This is a genomic window from Tsuneonella sp. HG094 (assembly GCF_053819285.1).
This window is the reverse complement of sequence record NZ_JBSORA010000001.1, coordinates 2,715,671-2,733,347: the sequence shown is the minus strand read 5'-3', so window position 1 is coordinate 2,733,347 and position 17,677 is coordinate 2,715,671. Positions and strand designations below refer to the sequence as shown.

Below are 17,677 nucleotides of genomic sequence, written 5' to 3'. Positions count from 1 at the left end.
GTCCCGTCGCATGACGATTTTACATTCTCTACTAATTTGGTAGATATAGTGCGCCGCCTGCCGACGATGGCCGGCGAAAAGCAGCAAGGAGACGTCCATTGTCGCATGATTCCGACGCCCGCGAACCGCTTGCCCTGATAGTGCCTGGCCTCGACAACAGCGGGCCGGATCACTGGCAGACGAAGTGGGAGGCCGAAATGCCGGACTGCCGCCGCGTCGAGCTCGGCGGTTGGGACAGGCCGCATCGCAATACCTGGGTGAACCAACTCAACCTCGCAATCCACCAGGCCGGCCGCCCAGTGGTGCTCGTCGCGCACAGCCTCGGCTGCCATGCGGTCGCATGGTGGAACGAGTACGAGCAGCCCGATGCCGACGGTCCCGTCAAGGGCGCGCTGCTGGTCGCCCCGCCCGAGGTCGAGAGCGCAGCGATCGACGATCGCCTGGCGCCGTTCGCGCCGGTAATGAAGCGCAGCTTCCCGTTCCCGACGATCGTCGCCGCGAGCCGGGACGATCCCTACATCGCCTTCGGACGCGCCCGCCGGCTCGCGCGGATCTGGCGCAGCCGCTTCATCGACGCGGGCTGGCTCGGCCACATCAACGCCGCCTCGGGCATCGGCAGCTGGCCGTTCGGGCAGTTCCTTCTGCGCCAGGTGCGCGAGATGGCAATGCCGTGGGCACCGCCGCATACGATCGGCCCCAACTACGCCGCGCTCGCCGGACCTGCCGCATCGCTATAGGTCACTGTCCGCAACGCGATTCGGCAAATTTGTCCTGCATCAATGATCCTCCCGCCTGAAGCGGGCATGCCGCCTCGACGGTAACCGCGAATCGGGAGATCATTCGAATGCTGACCCTGCACGACAGCCCAAGCGACGTCCTTGCCGTGACCGTCTCGCGCAAGATTACGGGCACCGACCTCGACACGATCATGGATGCGCTCGAGGGCGCGATGGCCAAGCACGAGCGCGTCCATATCTTCGTCGAAACGCAAGCCATCGAGGGGCTCGAGATCGCGAGCTTGCCCGCCTATCTCACTCGCGCGATTCCGCTCTTCGGCAAGCTGCGGCACTTCGGCCGGGTGGCGGTCGTCGCGGACCAGGCCTGGGTCCGTGCCGGAACGCGGATCGAAAGCGCGATGCTGCCGATGATCACATATCGGACCTATCTTCCCGCGCGACGCGGCGAGGCGCTAGCGTGGGTGGAAGGCGAACCCGCGATGAGCGCCGACTGAGCGCCCTAGATCAGTCCTGCCAGCGGGCTTGACGGATCGGCGTACTTGCGGGTGCCCATGCGGCCCGAAAGGTAGGCGTGACGGCCTGCCTCGACGGCGAGCTTCATCGCGCGGGCCATGCGGATGGGATCCTTCGCCTCGGCGATGGCGGTGTTCATCAGCACCCCGGTGCAGCCGAGTTCCATCGCGACCGCCGCATCGCTCGCGGTGCCGACCCCGGCATCGACCAGCACGGGCACTTTCGCGCCCTCGACGATCAGGCGGATGGTCACGCGGTTCTGGATGCCCAGGCCCGAGCCGATCGGCGCGCCGAGCGGCATGACCGCGACCGCGCCCGCCGTTTCGAGTTGCTGCGCCGCGATCGGATCGTCGACGCAATAGACCATCGGCTTGAAGCCTTCGTTCGCGAGCACCTCGCACGCCTTCAGCGTCTCGCGCATATCGGGATAGAGCGTGCGCGCCTCGCCCAGCACTTCCAGCTTCACGAGGTCCCAGCCGCCCGCCTCGCGCGCGAGCCGCAGCGTGCGGATCGCCTCGTCGGCGGTGAAGCAGCCAGCGGTATTGGGAAGGTAGGTGACCTTCTTCGGATCGATGTAATCCATCAGCACCGGCTGCGACGGATCGGACACGTTGACCCGGCGCACCGCGACGGTGACGATCTCCGCCCCCGACGCTTCGAGCGCGGCGGCGTTCTGGGCAAAGTCCTTGTACTTGCCGGTGCCCACGATGAGCCGCGAGGTGAAACGGTGACCAGCGACTTCCCACGAATCGTCGTCCGAGGCATTTGCGAGGTGATCGCCACCACCCACAAAGTGGACGATTTCCAGTGTGTCGCCGGCCGACAGCGTGACCTGTTCCAGCGTCGAGCGCGGCGCGATCTCGCCGTTGCGCTCGACCGCGACCTTTTCGGGCAGCAGGCCAAGTTCGCGAACGAGGTCGGCAACGGTGGCGGCGGAAGTCCGGCGGCTTTCGCCGTTAACGGTCAGCGTCAGAGGTGCAGGCATTCTCGCCAGATAGCGAACAGTGGCACGCGCGCAAGTTGAGGATGTGCCCAAGCGAGACCAGCGCGACGCCGATGATCGTCAGCACCGCTTCCTCGTACCCGTGCGGCACCGCCAGCGCGCCGCCCATGAAGCTCAGGCCGGTCATCGCGGTGACGAAGGGTCCGGCGCGGCGGTGGCGCAGCGCGCCCCACCCGATCGCCGCCGCGGCGACGATCATCGCCAGCGCCAGGCCGACTTCATGGATGATCGGGCTCGCCAGCAGTTCGCCGCCAAGGCCGAGCGCGGAGACGAGCACCAGCGTCGCGAGGCAGTGTACCACGCATAGCGCGCTGAGGGTGATACCCGCGCGGTCGAGGCTTCCCCGAATCGAGGTGATGAAGACGTTCGGCATGATCAGCCGTCCATCTATGTAACGCTGTATCGTTACGCAAGTCCTGCCGGGCCGGTTCGGCTTGCGATTCGCGTCCGGCGGACGCATGGGCGCGTCCGATGGAACGCCCTTCCCCCGCACCCGACAGCTGGCGGCCGCGCCAGATCGCCAACTGGCTTTATGTCGTCGCCGCGCTCGTCGTCGCCATGGTCGTCGTCGGCGGCATCACCCGCCTGACCGAATCGGGCCTGTCGATCACCGAATGGAAGCCGGTGACGGGGGCGCTGCCCCCGCTCTCCGAAGCGGCGTGGCAGGCGGAATTCGCCAAGTACCGCGAAATTGGCGAGTACAAGCAGATCACCGGTCCCGCTGGCATGACGCTGGCCGATTACAAGTTCATCTATTTCTGGGAGTGGTCACACCGGCTGCTTGGACGCCTGATCGGGATGGCCTTCGCGCTGCCGCTGGCGTGGTTCTGGGTCCGCAGGGCGATCCCGGCGGGCTACAAGCCGCGCCTCGTCGCGCTGCTCGCCCTGGGCGGACTGCAGGGCGCGTTCGGCTGGTTCATGGTCCGCTCGGGCATCAACGAGACGATGACCGACGTCAGCCATTTCTGGCTCTCTATCCACCTGCTCACCGCGCTGTTCACGCTCGCGGGGCTGGTGTGGACCGCGCTCGACCTGCGGGCGCTCGAACGCGACCCTGCGGCGCGGCCGGCGCGGATGACCGGCCTTGCATGGACGGTGGCTGCGGTGCTGTTCGTGCAACTGTTGCTCGGCGCGTGGGTGGCGGGACTCGACGCGGGCCTCGCTTCGGACACCTGGCCGCTGATGCAGGGGCGGCTCGTCCCTGAATACGATGCGAGCCGGGGGTTCGTGTGGGCGGCGCTCCACGATCCGTTCCTGATCCACTTCCTCCACCGCTGGTGGGCGTGGGCGGCGGTCGCGGCGCTGGTCGTGCTCGCCCGGCGGGTCAAGCCGATCGAGCGGCGCGCCTCGGTGGCGATCCATTCGGCGTTCGGGGTGCAGATCCTGCTCGGCATCGCGACCGTCCTCACCGGGGTCGCGCTGTGGCTGGCGGTGCTCCACCAGTTCGTCGGCGCGCTGGTCGTAGCGGCGAGCGCGTGGGGAATGCACGTCATCGGGCGCGAGCGCGGGTGAGCGGGGGTGCAGTCGGGGGCGGGCCCGCGCTGATCTGGACGCCGATCGACACGGCGGACAATGCCCGCAACCTCGCGACCGCCGTCGTCGGCTCGGGCCTTGCCGCCTGCGCCAACGTGATCGGCCCCATCGAATCGCACTTCGTGTGGCAGGGCGCGTTGCAGTCGATCGAGGAGTTCGGCGTGCAGTTCAAGCTTGACGCACGCACGCTCGACGCGGCGGTCGCGCTGGTTGAGGAGCTTCACGTGTACGACGTCCCGGTGGTGATCGGCTGGCTCGCCGACCGCGCTCCGCCTGCCACGCTCGCCTTTATCGCGGGCCCATCGATAGTCTAACGGTATTATTTTACCTCCCCGCAAACCCGCCGTTTTGCTTGACTTGTTGGACTTCGCCGGCCAATGGCGCCGCTCCCCCGCGGCATCGCCGTGGGCAACATTCGCTTTTTTCAAGGACCAGCCATGAAGGCGCTCAGCAAGATCACCCGGTCGATCAAGCCGGCCGAGGTCGAGAAGAAGTGGCACCTGATCGACGCCGAAGGGCTCGTCGTCGGCCGCCTCGCCTCGATCGTCGCCAACATCCTGCGCGGCAAGCACAAGCCGAGCTACACCCCGCACGTCGATTGCGGCGACCATGTCGTCATCATCAACGCGGACAAGGTGAAGTTCACCGGCCGCAAGCTGACCGACAAGAAGTATTACAAGCACACCGGCTATGCCGGCGGCATCAAGGAAACGACCCCGGCCAAGGTGCTGGACGGCCGTTTCCCCGAGCGCGTCCTTGAAAAGGCCGTCGAGCGCATGGTCCCCCGTGGTCCGCTCGGTCGCCAGCAGATGAAGGCGCTGCACCTCTATGCCGGCACCGAGCATCCGCACGGCGGCACCCAGCCGGTGGCGCTCGACGTCGCTTCGATGAACCGCAAGAACAAGGTCACCGCGTAATGGCTCCCGAGGATTCTGGCTCAACCAACACCGTGTCGGATCTCGCCGACCTCAAGGACATCACCAGCGGCGCCCCCGCCGCGGACGATGCCGCCGAAACCCAGGCTCCGGTCAAGGTCAGCAATGCCCCGCTCCGCGAGCAGGAGCTCGACAAGCAGGGCCGCGCCTACGCCACCGGCCGCCGCAAGGACGCCACCGCGCGCGTCTGGCTCAAGCCCGGCACCGGCAAGGTGACCGTCAACGGCCGCGACCAGGAAGTCTACTTCGCGCGTCCGACGCTGCGCCTCGTCATCGACCAGCCCTTCACGATCACCGATCGCCAGGGCCAGTACGACGTCGTCGCTACCGTCAAGGGCGGCGGTCTTTCGGGCCAGGCCGGAGCGGTGAAGCACGGCATCTCGCAGGCGCTTTCGAAGTACGAGCCCGCACTTCGTGCGACGGTCAAGGCCGCCGGCTTCCTCACCCGCGACAGCCGCGTGGTCGAGCGCAAGAAGTACGGCCGCGCCAAGGCTCGCCGCAGCTTCCAGTTCTCGAAGCGCTAAGAATTTCCGCGACGGCGGAATGGGAGGGCGGTGCCGCAAGGCGCCGCCCTTTCCGTTTCAGTGGACCGGTGGATCGACCCGCGGCACCGCGTTGACCAGCGCGACCGGCTCGCCCGGTTCGCGCGGCGGCAGGGCATCGGGCGGCACCGCGTCGATCTTCATCGCCTCGGTCGGCACGTCCTGCAGGTTGCGCGCCTCGACCGTCAGCGTTCCGTCGGCCTCGAAGCGGAGTTCGTTGAAGCTTTGCGGGGTGGATCGGATCCTTTGCGACAGCGTGCCCGCCCCGATCATCCGGACCGGGCCGTTCACCGTCTGCTGGATCAGGTCGAACGGATCGTGGACATGGCCCGAGAGGACTGCGGTAACGTTGCGCCTGGCAAGCTCGCCCATCGCCTTGGTCCCGCCGTGCGTGAGCGCGGTGCCCTTGGTCCCCACTTCGACCAGCGGGTGATGCACGGCGACCAGAATCTTCTTGCCCGGCGGCAGCGCATCGATCGCAGCGAGGCACTTGGCGAGCGCGGTATCGCTGACCCATCCCTTCGACCAGTCGAGCCGCGGCTGCATCCGTGCCGCAGTCTTCAGCGACACCACGGCCAAGCCGGGCAGATCGAGTTCTTTCTCGACCACCGATTCCATGCCCTTGAACCGCCGGTAGGGAGCGAAGAACCGCTCGTAGGGATTGAAGTAAGGCAGGTCGTGATTGCCCACTTCGACCGTGACAGGCGCATCGAGCGACAGGATCCAGTCGCGCGCCGCCGCAAATTCGCGGGACCGCGCGCGCATCGTCAGGTCCCCGGTGATAAGCACCGCGGCCGGCTTGCGCGCCGCGACCTCGGCGGCGACCCAATCAAGCGCGCGGTTGTGTTCGAGACCGAAATGGATGTCGGACAGGTGAAACAGCAGCGTGCTATCGGCCATCCGCAATCCCAAGCAGATCGACATCGAGGCTGTCGAGCGAAAAACTGAGTGCGGTGCCGCCTTCGCTGCGTTCGCCGTCGACCATCAATGGCACGGCTTCGTTGTCGAGCGATTGGCACGCGACCGATCGCGACTGGCCAAGCTTGTCGTGCGGGCCCTCGCGAAAATCGCGCTTGAGGATGGCGAGGCCTTGCTGGACATAATCGCCCAGCCCGTCCGCCCCGTATCCTTGGATCGCAATCCCCTCGGCACGCGGACAGAAGCGGAGACCGGCATAGCCTTCTTCACGGCCGGCGGGAGGCTGTGTGAGCGCGACCATCGGGCCGACGGTACTGGTGGCCGCGGCGTCCCAGCCCTTTGCGATGACCTCGCCGATATTCGCCTCGCGCATTTCTTCGCGTACATCGGCCCACTTGGCGCCTGGTCCGGCGAGCAGCTCGCACAAGGCCAGCACGCCTTCGCCGCGGATGCAGGTCCGCCGTTTGACCGTGAGCGCTCCGGAACCCAGCAGGCCGACGATATCGAGCGGATCGCGTTCACCAAAGATTTCGCGCGAGAGGAGGTTGAACGTCCCTCCCGGCAAGGGAAGCACCTGACCACCGAACCCTTCGAGACCGCCTATCGTCCGGCTCAAGGTGCCGTCCCCACCGTGTATGGCGATCAGGCCGACCCCGGCGGTGTTCGCTTCCGCGACCGTCGGTGTGCCATCCTTGCAGTCGATCACCCGGTCGGGCGCAAGGCCCGCGTCGCCGAATGCCGCGACCAAGGCCTGCAAGGCCTCGTCGTCGTGGCTGCCGCTGCTGCCGTTGTAGATGAGCCAGGTCGTGTCCGAATGAGCCATGCTCGCAAAGCGATGCGCGCCCTGCACGGTTCCCGAAGTCAGATGCGGCGCGTGAGGATGAGCCATGCTGCAAGGGCGTTGAGCACTCCGTAGCCCGCATAGACGCGCACAACCCACGTCAACCCCTGCGCCGCAAGGAGCAGTGCGGCGAACAGCAACAGGAACTCGGTCGCGAAGGTTACGCGACCGCCGAGCTGGTGCACGTACCACGGACTCCGACCGAGCAGCGGGTGGCGACTTTCGAGCACGGCGCGGTGCAACGCGAAGTTCGCCACCCCCAAAATGAAGATCGCGACGAGCGACATGAGACCGATGTGGTGTGCGCTCGTCGGTTCGCAACAACCGTTCGTCCGCCGCGGTCGCGCGCTCGTCATCCGGGCGGGTCGATGGTCGGATCGATGCGGCCGACCATCGACCCCATGCTGCGCGACCAGAATGTACACTTTAGAAGAAACGGCATCGGGGTTGATTGAATACGACGCAAAATTGCTTGGAATGAGGAGTTCACACCATGCGTATTACCATTCTCGCCCTTTCCGCTTTGGCGCTCGCTGCCGGTGCGCAAGCTTCTGCGAACAGCATCGAGGTCCGCTACGACGACCTGAACCTGGCGAGCGTGAGCGGCCAGAAGGCTCTCGAACGCCGCATCGAATCGGCAGCCCGGGATGTCTGCGAAGTCAATGTCCAGCGGACCGGAACCCGTATCCTGCCGCCCGACGTTAGGAAGTGCCACGCCGCCGCCCGCGCTTCAGCGAAGCAGCAGATGGCGACCCTCGTCAACCGTGAGACGGCGCTCAAGGGCGGCTGACGCTAGCCTGCAACGAAGTCCCTTGGATGCCGTGTCCCCACGGCATCCTGGCCCGGATGGGAATAGCCCTCCCGTCCGGGCCACTCTGTTTCTGGGGCCCGGCGCAGGAGTCGGCGGCGGTCAGCGACCGGCCATCGCCTTGACCTTGGCCATGTAGGTACGGCCGATCCGCAGCGTCTCGCCATCATCCAGCTCGATCGACCAGACGCCCAGTCCATCGTGCCGCAGGCCGCGAATGCAGTCGCGCCGCAGGATCGTGGACCGATGGATGCGGATGAACTGTGCGGGGTCGAGGCGATCCTCCAGCCCGGCGATCGTCTGCAGCAGCAGGTACGACCGGTCGCCAACGTGCAGCCGCACATAGTCCCGCTCGGCATCGATGCGACTGACTTGGGCCACTTCTATCCGCAGCAGTTCGGATCGGTGCGGTACCCAAAGCTCGCTGAGCCATTTGCTGTCCGGCCTGGCTGAGGGTGAGCCCGATCGTGCGATCGCCCGGTCTACCGCGCGGCCCAGCCGCTCGGGCGTGACCGGCTTCAGGACATAATCCACCGCCTCAAGATCAAACGCCTCGACCGCGAAGTGTTCATGTGCGGTGACGAAGACGATCGCCGGTTTGCGCGATCGCTTGGCCAGGGCCCGCGCGACCCCGAGACCGTCGAGTTCGGGCATCGTCATGTCGAGCAGGACGAGGTCGGGCGTCAATGCTTCGATCAGCCGCAGCGCGGCCGCACCGTCGCTGGCGGTGCCTACGACCTGCAATTCGGGAATGCGCGCGCAGATTATCTGCATCCGCTCGATGGCGAGCGGCTCGTCGTCGACGATCAGCGTGCGCAGCGTATCCGTTGCCCCTTCGCGGGGTGCACTACTCTCAGACATCGGCGCCGATCGGAAGCCGCAGTTCGCTGCGATAGCCGCCCTCGACCGGACCCGAGACGATGGCGGCATCGCTGCCGAAACGGGCCTCGATCCGGTCGCGCACATTGGCGAGGCCGATGCCGAAGCCGTGAGTGTTTGGATTGGGCACGCCGGGACCGTCGTCGGCCACCGTCAGCACCAGCCGCCCGTATTCCTCGCGCGCGGAGATCGTGATCGTAACCGGACGGTTGACCGCGGCGACCGCATACTTGACCGAATTTTCGACCAGCGGCTGGAGAATCATTCCCGGAACATGCACTTGTGCGAGTGCACCGGGAAGGTCGATCGCGACACGCAGTCGGTCGGGAAAGCGCACCGCCTCGATGGCGAGGTAATCCCGCTGCAGCGCCACTTCGTCGGCCAGTTCGACGTCGCCGGTGGGGTCTTCGGCGAGGCTGTGGCGGTAGAAGCTCGCCAGGCCCTGGATCATTTCTTCAGCCCGCTCGCCCCTGCCGCTCATCACCAGTGCCGACAGCGAATTAAGCGCATTGAACAGGAAATGCGGATTGACCTGATAACGCAGGGACCGAAGCTCGGCCGCTCTCGCGGCGCTGCGGAAATTGGCCTCTCGCCGCTCTGCCTCGCGCGCACGTCCTATCGCGCCCAACGCGAGGTAGAGCGATGCCCAAGACAACAGCAGGAAATAGCGCCCGGTCGCCAGTTCGATGAGCGGAACCCACATCTTCTCGCCGTCGTTCTCCGCCGGAAGGACCACCCGCGAGGTGGCCGCATCGTCCGGCCCGAGCGCGCCTTCGGCATCGGCGCCGGGAATGGACGGCGCCTCGATCACGATGTTGCCCGAGGCATCGCGCCGAATCGAATAGCCGTTGCGCTCGGCGATCTTGCTCTCGACCTTTTCCTGTACGTCGGCGAAAGCCATCAGGTTGGCCTTGGCGATCGCGAACGATGCCGGGATCGCAAGGATAAGCGCGACGGCGATTTGAGTCCCGAGCGATCGCCGGTCGACCAGACGCAGGATCAGCCACAATGCAAAGGTGACCGCCATCCCGACGAGGCACACGAGCCCCCTGCGCCACAGCAACTCGGTCTGGAGTTCCAGCCCGACCGCGGCCCGGATCGTCACGAGCACGAAATAGCACGCCCACAGCCCCGCAATCGAGGCTGCGACGGTCCGCAGGGAAACGCCTGGATGTTCGCTGGCTGAGTGGCCGATCATTCGCCCATGCTCTGCCCGAGCGCCCGGGATTATGCCAGTCCCGGCGTCGAGGGGAGTCTGCGCTTCATCGACCCGATCATGCCGTCGGCAGAAGATGCTCGCGGGCGATCTTCTCCTTCCATTCGGCGGGGGCGAGCGTGTGGACGTTGGCCCCGGTCGAATCGACCGCCACCGTCACCGGCATGTCTTCAACCCGGAATTCGTAGATCGCTTCCATCCCTAGGTCCTCGAACCCGACGACCTTGGCTTCGCGAATGGCGCGAGCGACCAGATAGGCTGCGCCCCCTACCGCCATCAGGTAGGCGACCTTGTGCTTCGCGATTTCCTGTACCGCGCCCTGCCCGCGTTCGGCCTTGCCGATCATCGCGAGGAGCCCGAGTTCGAGCATGGTGTCGGTGAACTTGTCCATCCGCGTAGCGGTAGTCGGACCGGCGGGCCCGACGACTTCGCCCAGCACGGGATCGACCGGGCCGACGTAGTAGATCGCGCGGCCCTTGAAGCTGACCGGCAGTTCCTCGCCCCTTTCGAGCATGTCCTTGATGCGCTTGTGCGCCGCGTCGCGTCCGGTGAGCATCGCACCGTTCAGCAGAAGCCGGTCGCCCGCCTGCCAGCTCGCGACTTCCTCCGCGGTCAGCGCGTCGAGGTTGACGCGCTTGGCGGCGGCGTCGGGCGTCCAATTGACGTCCGGCCAGTCGGACAGATTCGGCTTCTCGAGGAAGCTCGGTCCCGAGCCGTCGAGCGTGAAGTGTGCGTGGCGGGTGGCGGCGCAGTTGGGGATCATCGCCACCGGCTTTCCTGCGGCATGGCACGGCCAGTCCATGATCTTCACGTCGAGGATAGTCGACAGACCGCCCAGGCCCTGCGCACCGATGCCCAGCGCGTTGACCTTGTCGAAGATCTCGATCCGCAGCGCCTCGATGTCGGTCTGCGGACCGCGCGCTTTCAGCTGCCCCATGTCGATGGGGTCCATCAGGCTCTGCTTGGCGAGCTTGACGCAATGTTCGGCGGTGCCACCAATCCCGATCCCGAGCATTCCCGGAGGGCACCAGCCCGCGCCCATCTGGGGTAGCATCTCGATCACCCAGTCGACGATCGAGTCGCTGGGGTTCATCATCTTGAACTTGGACTTGTTCTCGCTGCCGCCGCCCTTCGCAGCGACATCGACCGAGACGGTGCTGCCTGGCACCATCTCGACGGAGAGGACGCACGGCGTGTTGTCGCGGGTGTTGCGGCGGGTGAATGCCGGATCGGCGAGGACCGAGGCGCGCAGCTTGTTGTCCGGGTGGTTGTAGGCGCGGCGCACGCCTTCATCGACCACGTCCTGCAACGACCGGGTCGATTCGAGGCGGCAGTCCTGCCCCCACTGCACGAACACGTTGACGATCCCGGTATCCTGGCAGATCGGCCGGTGCCCCTCGGCGCACATGCGGCTGTTGGTCAGGATCTGCGCGATCGCGTCCTTCGCCGCCGGGCCCTGCTCGGCCTCGTACGCCTCACCCAGCGCGCGGATGTAGTCCATCGGGTGATAGTAGCTGATGAACTGCAGCGCATCGGCTACGCTTTCGATCAGGTCGTCCTCGCGGATCGCCACCATGTCGCCCATCGAACCCACACTCCTCCTGATCGATTCGCCACAGTCGCGATAGGTTCGCATCGCCAAGGCGTCAAAGCGCTTGGCCCTTGCCACCGTTTGCGCCAATGACCAGATAGTTGACCGACTGTGTTGGCTAGTTAATACAGGTTCCCCAAGTATGGCCTCCGCCCCCCGCCCCGCATCCGACTTTTCCGCCGCCCGCCGGGCGATGATCGACAGCCAGCTGCGCACCAGCGGGGTCAACGAGCCGTGGGTGCTGTCGCGCATGGCCGCCGTCCCGCGCGAGGATTTCGTGCCCGCGGCTGCGCGCGAGGTGGCCTATACCGACCGCGCGGTTCCGCTCGATGGCGGAGCGATGCTTGCCCCGCCGCTCGTCCATGCGCGGATGCTGGCCGAGGCGAAGCCGACGGCAGCCGACCGCGTGCTCGTGATCGAGGGCGGCAGCGGATACCTCCCGGCACTCCTCAGTGGGCTCGCGGGTGACGTCGTCGTCGCCAGTCCGGCCGACGCCGCCAAGGCGAAAGGCACATTCACTCTGCTGGTTGTCGACGGGGCAGTCGAACAGATTCCCGACGCGCTCGCAAAGAAGCTTTCGGACGACGGACGCGTGGTAACCGGCCTCGTAGAAAATGGCGTCACGCGCCTCGCGATCGGGCGCAAGGCAGCGGGCGCGATCGCACTGCTGTCCCTCGCCGAAATCGGCATCCCGCGCCTTTCCGCGTTCGACAAGCCGAAGGTGTGGAGCTTCTGACCATGTCCGCCAAGCTGCGTACCTTCCTGCTGCTCGGCAGCACGGCGACCATTGCGCTCGCCGCAGTCCCCGCTCACGCCGATACGCTGCGCGAAGCGCTTAACGCCGCCTATCGCACCAACCCGACGCTGCAGTCGGCGCGGGCGCAGCAGCGCGCGACCGACGAGACCGTACCGATCGAGAAGTCGGCCGGACGCCCGAACGCGACGGGCAACGTCCAGTATATCGAGTTCGTGAAGCAAAGCTCGAACACCGGCACTGCACCCGATCGCCAGCTTGGCGCCAGCGTCGACCTCGGCGTACCGATCTATTCGGGCGGGGCGGTGAAGAATGCGGTCAAGGCGGCCGAGAACCGGGTGGAAGCCGGGCAGGCAGACCTGCGCGGCACCGAATCGGCGATCTTTACGCAAACGGTCGCCGCCTACATGGACGTGATCCGCGGAGAGGCGCTGGTCGGCCTCAGCTCCAACCAGGTCGAAGTGCTGACGGTCAACACGCAAGCGACCAGCGACCGGTTCGAGATCGGTGATCTCACCCGCACCGACGTCGCGCAGTCGCAGGCTCGGCTGGCGCTGGCGCAGGGCGACCTGCGTTCGGCGCAGGCCAACCTCATCAGCGCACGTGAAGCCTATATCCAGCTCACCGGCAGGGCGCCCGACGACCTCCAGCCTCCCCCGCCGCTGCCCGGCCTGCCCGCCAGCCCCGAGGATGCCGTGGCCGTCGCGCTCGAGCAGAACCCGGACCTGATCGCCGCGCGCGAGCGGGCCGAGGCGTCGGGGTACGACATCGACGTCGCCGGATCGGGCCGCTTGCCGCGCGTGTCTATCTTCACCGGCGGCGATTACAGCAACACGCTCGGCTCGCTGGACATTCCCGGCTCGACGGTGGCCATTCCGCAGAGCAGCACCGGGGTGCAGGCGGGCGTCAACGTGTCGATTCCCATCTTCCAGGGTGGCCGACCCGCGGCTCTCCAGCGGCAGGCGCAGGCCCGCTCGGCCGCGGCGCTCGAAAACGTGATCGCCGCCGAGCGCGACGTGATCGCTCAGGTCCGCTCGGCCTATTCGAGCTGGCTCGCCGCGACACAGATCATCACCAGCAACCAGACCGCGGTCGATGCCGCGACCCTCAGCCTCGAGGGTGTGCGGGCGGAGAACACCGTCGGCAACCGTACGATCCTCGACATCCTCAATGCCGAGCAGGAGCTGGTGAACGCCCGTGCACAGCTCATCACCGCACGGCGCAACGCCTACGTCGCCGGATTCAGCCTGCTTGCCGCCATGGGCCGGGCCGAAGCGCGCGACCTGGGCCTGGGCGACGACGGCCCACTCTACGACCCTGCGGTCAACTACAACCGGGTCAAGGGCAAGTGGAACGACTGGGACCGCGACCGCGACCCGGTCGTCCAGTCCACGCGGACCGTTGACATCCCGGCTCCCGACGCGGAGATTCCCGTTAACGATGATTCGGCACCGGGATCGGTGACCAACTAGAATCGTCGTCGGTTTCGATTGCGCGTTTCGGGGGGTCCACATGCGCCAGGAAGGTGAGGCTTCGGTCGAGGAAATCCTCGAATCGATCAAGAAAGTGATCGCTCGCGACAACCGCGCGACCGCGCTCGACACGCGCAAGCGGCGTGAGGCCGACGACGTCGATTCGCGCCCCGAACCTGCCGATGCTGACGAGGCCGACGAAATTCTCGACCTGGCGGTGGCGGACTTCATCGAACAGGCGCCCGATTTCACCTCGAGTGATTCGTCCGATGACGTCGACGACGAGAGCGAGGTGGCGGATGCCCCGCTGGTCACCCACAGCGCCCGCGAATCGATGCGCGAGAACCTCGCTGCGCTCGCCATGCTCGCCGAGCCGGGCGTCCCGCCGCAGATCGTCCGCTCCGGCGAGACCTCGCTCGAGGGCCTGACCCGCGAACTGCTGCGTCCGATGCTCTCCGAATGGCTCGACAGGAACCTTCCAGCGATGGTCGAGCGGATGGTCAAGGACGAGATCTCGCGGATCGCCGGCAAGCGCGGCTGACAGCCTAAACCACTTTCCTACTTGGCGCGCAGGCTTTAGGTCCGCCGCCATGAGAAACATCTCCGGGCTCGCCCTGGTTGCCGCATTCGCCGTGCTGGCAACTCCTGCCATCGCCGCCAAACCGAAGAAGCCCGCGGCCGAAGCGCGCTCGCCGATGAGCGCACAGGACCTCGTCACCCTGCCCCGGCTGGGCGGTGCGGCGGTCAGCCCCGACGGGGCATTGGCGGTTTATCCGCTGACCACGACCGACCCGGCAACCTATGCGCGGAGCACCGCGCTCTACGTCCGCCGCCTGACCGATTTGCGCGCCGCGCCGGTCCGTCTCGACCTTGGCGGAAGCGCGGCAAGCGCCGCATTCAGCGACGACGGCCTGCTCTATTTCCTCTCGGACCGCGGCGAGGGCGAGACCGACCAGGTCTGGCGCGCGCGCGTGAGTGCCGACGGCACGGTGAGCGAGATCGCGCAGGTCACCGCGCTCCCCGCAGCGGTCGGCGGCTTCGCGTTGTCCCCCGGTGCGACCCGCATCGTCGTGTGGGGCGACGTCGCGCGGACCTGCACCACCTTCGGCTGCGACGACAAGGCGACGCACCTGCCCGGCCCTGGCACCGGCCGCCTTTACGAAGGCGACGTCGGCTTCGTGCGTCACTGGGATTCGTGGGAGACACCCGGCGTCTACGGCCGCGCGTTCGCGTTTCCGCTGGCGGGCGGCAAGGCGACCGGCAACGGCGTGCCTCTCGACGGGCCTTCAGGCAAGGACGCGCTCGTCGGCGATACGCCCACCAAGCCGTTCGGCGGGACAGAGGAAATCGCCTGGGCGGCCGACGGGCACGGCGTGTTTTTCGCCGCGCGAAAGTCCGACGCGAGCGAACCGCGATCGACCAATGTCGACCTGTGGTTCAACGACCTGTCGGGCCGCGCGCCGATCAACTTGACGCAGGCCAACCAAGCAACCGACACGCTCCCCGCGCCCTCGCCCGACGGCAAGTGGCTCGCCTGGGCGGCGATGGCGCGGCCCGGCTACGAGGCCGACAAGCTGACGGTAATGCTCAAGGAGCTGGCGACCGGGAAAGTCCGTCCACTCACGACCGGGTGGGATAGTTCGGTCGGCTCGCTCGCGTGGACGCCCGATTCCGGGTCTATCATCGCCACGGCGCAGGACGTACTCGATACGCCTGCGTTCCGCATCGATCCGGCCACCGGCAAGGTCGAGCGGCTCGACCTGATGGCCGGCAATGAAGCACACATTGGCGATGTCGTCCCGCTCGCTGGCGGCGGCCTCGTCTTTACACGGGCGTCGATCGGGGCACCCAACGAGCTTTACCTTTCGCGCGACGGCAACCAGGCCATGCCGCTGACCGACGCGGCGACTTCGATCCTCGGGCAAAAGGCGCCGATAGTGACCCGCCGGTTCAGCTTTAACGGGGCGAACGGCGACACGGTCTGGGGCCAGATCACCAAGCTCGACGACCGAAAGGGCAAGATGCCCGCGATCCTCTATGTCCACGGCGGGCCGCAGGGCTCGTTCGACGATTCGTGGTCGAATCGCTGGAACCCGCGCATCGTCGCCAGCCAGGGCTATGCGGTGATCTCGATCGATTTTCACGGATCGACCGGCTACGGGCAGGCCTTCACCGACAGCATCACCAATGACTGGGGCGGCAAGCCGCTCGAGGACCTGCAGAAGGGCCTCGCCGCCGCGCTCGCCCTCGACAGCCAAATCGACGGCGCGAACGCCTGCGCAATGGGCGCGAGCTATGGCGGGTACATGATGAACTGGATCGCCGGGCAGTGGCCCGACCGGTTCAAGTGCCTCGTCCAGCACGACGGCGTGTTCGATGCCCGCGCGATGGCCTACGAGACCGAGGAACTGTGGTTCGACATTTGGGAGCACGGCGGCAAGACCTACTTCGAGGATCCCGCCGCCTACGAACGCTGGAACCCCGCGCTCCACGTCGACAAGTGGAAGACGCCGATGTTGGTGATCACCGGCGAGAACGACTTCCGCATTCCCTACACGCAGGGGCTGGCATCGTTCACCGCGCTGCAAATGAAGGGCATTCCCTCGCAACTGCTCGTGTTCCCGGATGAGAACCACTGGGTGCTCAAGGGCAAGAACTCGCTCCAGTGGCACAACACGGTGTTCGGCTGGCTCGACCGCTGGCTCAAGCCCGCGAAGTGAGCGCGCCCGCCGAACTCGGGAAGGCCCGCGCCGCGCTCGCCAAGATCGGCGGCGAACGGGTCGGTCGGCAGATCTTCCTCTGCGCGCTGTCGGACAAGCAGAAGTGCTGTTCGCGCGAGCAGGGCGATGCTTCGTGGAAGTACCTCAAGCGCCGGCTCAAGGAGTTGGGGCTCGTCGGCAAGACGGTCCAGCGGACCAAAGCCGACTGCCTCCAGGTGTGCGAAGCCGGGCCGATTGCGGTCGTCTGGCCCGATCGGGTCTGGTATCACTCGTGCGACGAAGCCGGTCTGGAAAAGATCATCCAGCAGCACCTCATCGGCGGCGAGCCGGTCGAGGAACTGCGCCTGCGCGAGGGCTAGCGGCGCTTCCCGTCCTTGTCGGCCAAGCTGTCGGCCAGCGGATCGACTACCGAAGCGTCGTGCCCCGTGCCGTTCGACATGAAAACGAGGCCCATCAGCGCGCTCATGAGCATCATCGCAGCCCCGACGCCGAGGCCCGTCGCAATGTAGAAGTGGATCGACATCGCCGTGCCCGACACCCACAGATAGCCCAGGAGAGCCGCGACGGTAATCGCGGTCGCCGCGCCCATCACCCGCATGAGCCGCTTCCACCGCGCCCACGCGAAAGCGGCATTGGCGGGATCGTCGAGCGGTGAGTTGGCCATAGCGCGCGCTTGTGCGCCCCGCGCCGAAAACGCGCAATGGTCCCCCGCTGGATTTTCTCGTCCGTCCATGTCATCTTCTCCACCTTGGGACGATAACAGAAGGGAGAGTCCGATGGACATCGCCCGCTTGATCGCCGGTCGCGCGAACAGCGAAGTGATCACCTGCGACGTCGGCATGACCATGCGCGAGGCCGTGTCTGTGCTGGCGCGCCACCGGATCGGCGCGCTCCCGGTGATGCGAGACGGCGAAGTGGCCGGCATTTTTTCCGAACGCGACGTTATCTACTGCCTCGAGGCCGAGGGCGAGGCGAGCCTGTCGAAGCCGCTCGAAGAAGTGATGACGGCTCCTGCGATCACCGTCGATGCGGGCACGCAAATTGCAGATGCCCTTGCCCTGATGACCGAGCGTCGCATCCGCCACCTGCCGGTTGTCCAGCACGGAGAGATGGTCGGCTTCGTGTCGATCGGCGATCTCGTGAAATCGCAGGTCGACGATCTGGCCCAGGAAGCGGCGGCGATGCGCATCTATATCCAGAGCGCCTGAAGCCCCG

At 66.5% G+C, this 17,677-nt stretch carries 22 protein-coding genes; 13 read left to right on the top strand and 9 right to left on the bottom strand.

Going from position 1 to position 17,677, the window contains the following annotated elements:
- Window positions 1-98 precede the first annotated feature (98 nt).
- On the top strand, window positions 99-737 hold the full coding sequence (locus ACWPMX_RS13585) for an RBBP9/YdeN family alpha/beta hydrolase (protein WP_455700526.1): 639 nt from the start codon (window positions 99-101) through the stop codon (window positions 735-737).
- Between the two features lie 107 nt (window positions 738-844).
- Entirely contained in the window at window positions 845-1,231 is a 387-nt protein-coding gene (locus tag ACWPMX_RS13580) for an STAS/SEC14 domain-containing protein (RefSeq protein WP_455700525.1), read from the top strand.
- A 5-nt stretch (window positions 1,232-1,236) separates the two neighbouring features.
- Here the strand turns inward: ACWPMX_RS13580 and thiS are convergent, their stop codons facing one another.
- Window positions 1,237-2,235, bottom strand: a complete 999-nt coding sequence (gene thiS, locus ACWPMX_RS13575; RefSeq protein ID WP_455700524.1) for a sulfur carrier protein ThiS — start codon at window positions 2,233-2,235, stop codon at window positions 1,237-1,239.
- On the bottom strand, window positions 2,207-2,626 hold the full coding sequence (locus ACWPMX_RS13570; RefSeq protein ID WP_455700523.1) for a MerC domain-containing protein: 420 nt from the start codon (window positions 2,624-2,626) through the stop codon (window positions 2,207-2,209). Before ACWPMX_RS13570 ends, thiS begins: the two co-directional genes overlap by 29 nt.
- 98 nt (window positions 2,627-2,724) lie before the next feature.
- Between ACWPMX_RS13570 and ACWPMX_RS13565 the strand changes: the two genes are divergently transcribed.
- From ACWPMX_RS13565 to rpsI, 4 genes are all read left to right on the top strand, one after another.
- The gene (locus ACWPMX_RS13565) at window positions 2,725-3,765 is read left to right on the top strand and encodes a COX15/CtaA family protein (protein ID WP_455700522.1); all 1,041 of its coding nucleotides are present in this window, start codon (window positions 2,725-2,727) and stop codon (window positions 3,763-3,765) included.
- Window positions 3,762-4,100: a divalent-cation tolerance protein CutA gene (gene cutA, locus ACWPMX_RS13560; RefSeq protein ID WP_455700521.1), complete on the top strand. Its 339-nt coding sequence runs from the start codon at window positions 3,762-3,764 to the stop codon at window positions 4,098-4,100. The genes ACWPMX_RS13565 and cutA overlap by 4 nt, the downstream gene beginning before the upstream one ends.
- Window positions 4,101-4,223: 123 nt before the next feature.
- Window positions 4,224-4,703 (top strand): 50S ribosomal protein L13, encoded by a 480-nt coding sequence (gene rplM, locus ACWPMX_RS13555; RefSeq protein WP_455700520.1) that lies wholly within the window; start codon window positions 4,224-4,226, stop codon window positions 4,701-4,703.
- A complete protein-coding gene (gene rpsI / locus ACWPMX_RS13550; protein WP_455700519.1) occupies window positions 4,703-5,245 on the top strand; it encodes a 30S ribosomal protein S9 in 543 nt (180 codons plus the stop codon). Before rplM ends, rpsI begins: the two co-directional genes overlap by 1 nt.
- A 57-nt stretch (window positions 5,246-5,302) precedes the next feature.
- On the opposite strand, the gene ACWPMX_RS13545 is transcribed toward rpsI, so the two are convergent.
- Genes ACWPMX_RS13545 through ACWPMX_RS13535 form a run of 3 tightly spaced genes read right to left on the bottom strand, consistent with a single transcriptional unit; the run spans window position 5,303 to window position 7,309 of the window.
- On the bottom strand, window positions 5,303-6,163 hold the full coding sequence (locus tag ACWPMX_RS13545) for a metallophosphoesterase family protein (RefSeq protein WP_455700518.1): 861 nt from the start codon (window positions 6,161-6,163) through the stop codon (window positions 5,303-5,305).
- On the bottom strand, window positions 6,153-7,004 hold the full coding sequence (locus ACWPMX_RS13540) for a diacylglycerol kinase family protein (protein ID WP_455700517.1): 852 nt from the start codon (window positions 7,002-7,004) through the stop codon (window positions 6,153-6,155). Before ACWPMX_RS13540 ends, ACWPMX_RS13545 begins: the two co-directional genes overlap by 11 nt.
- Window positions 7,005-7,042: 38 nt before the next feature.
- Window positions 7,043-7,309 (bottom strand): hypothetical protein, encoded by a 267-nt coding sequence (locus ACWPMX_RS13535; protein WP_455700516.1) that lies wholly within the window; start codon window positions 7,307-7,309, stop codon window positions 7,043-7,045.
- Between the two features lie 206 nt (window positions 7,310-7,515).
- Here ACWPMX_RS13535 and ACWPMX_RS13530 point away from each other — a divergent pair, with 206 nt between their 5' ends.
- The gene (locus tag ACWPMX_RS13530) at window positions 7,516-7,812 is read left to right on the top strand and encodes a UrcA family protein (RefSeq protein WP_455700515.1); all 297 of its coding nucleotides are present in this window, start codon (window positions 7,516-7,518) and stop codon (window positions 7,810-7,812) included.
- A gap of 120 nt (window positions 7,813-7,932) precedes the next feature.
- Here ACWPMX_RS13530 and ACWPMX_RS13525 read toward each other — a convergent pair whose 3' ends face one another.
- From ACWPMX_RS13525 to ACWPMX_RS13515, 3 genes are all read right to left on the bottom strand, one after another.
- Entirely contained in the window at window positions 7,933-8,691 is a 759-nt protein-coding gene (locus ACWPMX_RS13525; RefSeq protein ID WP_455700514.1) for a LytR/AlgR family response regulator transcription factor, read from the bottom strand.
- On the bottom strand, window positions 8,684-9,907 hold the full coding sequence (locus tag ACWPMX_RS13520) for a sensor histidine kinase (protein WP_455700513.1): 1,224 nt from the start codon (window positions 9,905-9,907) through the stop codon (window positions 8,684-8,686). The genes ACWPMX_RS13525 and ACWPMX_RS13520 overlap by 8 nt, the downstream gene beginning before the upstream one ends.
- 76 nt (window positions 9,908-9,983) lie before the next feature.
- Entirely contained in the window at window positions 9,984-11,510 is a 1,527-nt protein-coding gene (locus ACWPMX_RS13515; RefSeq protein WP_455700512.1) for a fumarate hydratase, read from the bottom strand.
- Between the two features lie 148 nt (window positions 11,511-11,658).
- Between ACWPMX_RS13515 and ACWPMX_RS13510 the strand changes: the two genes are divergently transcribed.
- From ACWPMX_RS13510 to ACWPMX_RS13490, 5 genes are read left to right on the top strand one after another with little or no spacing between them, the layout of a single operon-like run.
- The gene (locus ACWPMX_RS13510) at window positions 11,659-12,252 is read left to right on the top strand and encodes a protein-L-isoaspartate O-methyltransferase family protein (RefSeq protein WP_455700511.1); all 594 of its coding nucleotides are present in this window, start codon (window positions 11,659-11,661) and stop codon (window positions 12,250-12,252) included.
- A 2-nt stretch (window positions 12,253-12,254) separates the two neighbouring features.
- The gene (locus ACWPMX_RS13505; protein WP_455700510.1) at window positions 12,255-13,742 is read left to right on the top strand and encodes a TolC family outer membrane protein; all 1,488 of its coding nucleotides are present in this window, start codon (window positions 12,255-12,257) and stop codon (window positions 13,740-13,742) included.
- Window positions 13,743-13,782: 40 nt separating this feature from the next.
- Window positions 13,783-14,283 (top strand): DUF2497 domain-containing protein, encoded by a 501-nt coding sequence (locus tag ACWPMX_RS13500; protein WP_455700509.1) that lies wholly within the window; start codon window positions 13,783-13,785, stop codon window positions 14,281-14,283.
- Between the two features lie 49 nt (window positions 14,284-14,332).
- A complete protein-coding gene (locus tag ACWPMX_RS13495) occupies window positions 14,333-16,462 on the top strand; it encodes a dipeptidyl-peptidase 5 (protein WP_455700508.1) in 2,130 nt (709 codons plus the stop codon).
- On the top strand, window positions 16,459-16,821 hold the full coding sequence (locus ACWPMX_RS13490) for a (2Fe-2S) ferredoxin domain-containing protein (RefSeq protein ID WP_455700507.1): 363 nt from the start codon (window positions 16,459-16,461) through the stop codon (window positions 16,819-16,821). Before ACWPMX_RS13495 ends, ACWPMX_RS13490 begins: the two co-directional genes overlap by 4 nt.
- Here ACWPMX_RS13490 and ACWPMX_RS13485 read toward each other — a convergent pair.
- Window positions 16,818-17,126, bottom strand: a complete 309-nt coding sequence (locus ACWPMX_RS13485; RefSeq protein WP_455700506.1) for a hypothetical protein — start codon at window positions 17,124-17,126, stop codon at window positions 16,818-16,820. The two genes, ACWPMX_RS13490 and ACWPMX_RS13485, sit on opposite strands and share 4 nt — an antisense overlap.
- 112 nt (window positions 17,127-17,238) lie before the next feature.
- On the opposite strand from ACWPMX_RS13485, the gene ACWPMX_RS13480 reads away from it, so the two are divergent.
- Entirely contained in the window at window positions 17,239-17,670 is a 432-nt protein-coding gene (locus tag ACWPMX_RS13480; protein ID WP_455700505.1) for a CBS domain-containing protein, read from the top strand.
- The last annotated feature ends 7 nt before the right edge of the window (window positions 17,671-17,677 follow it).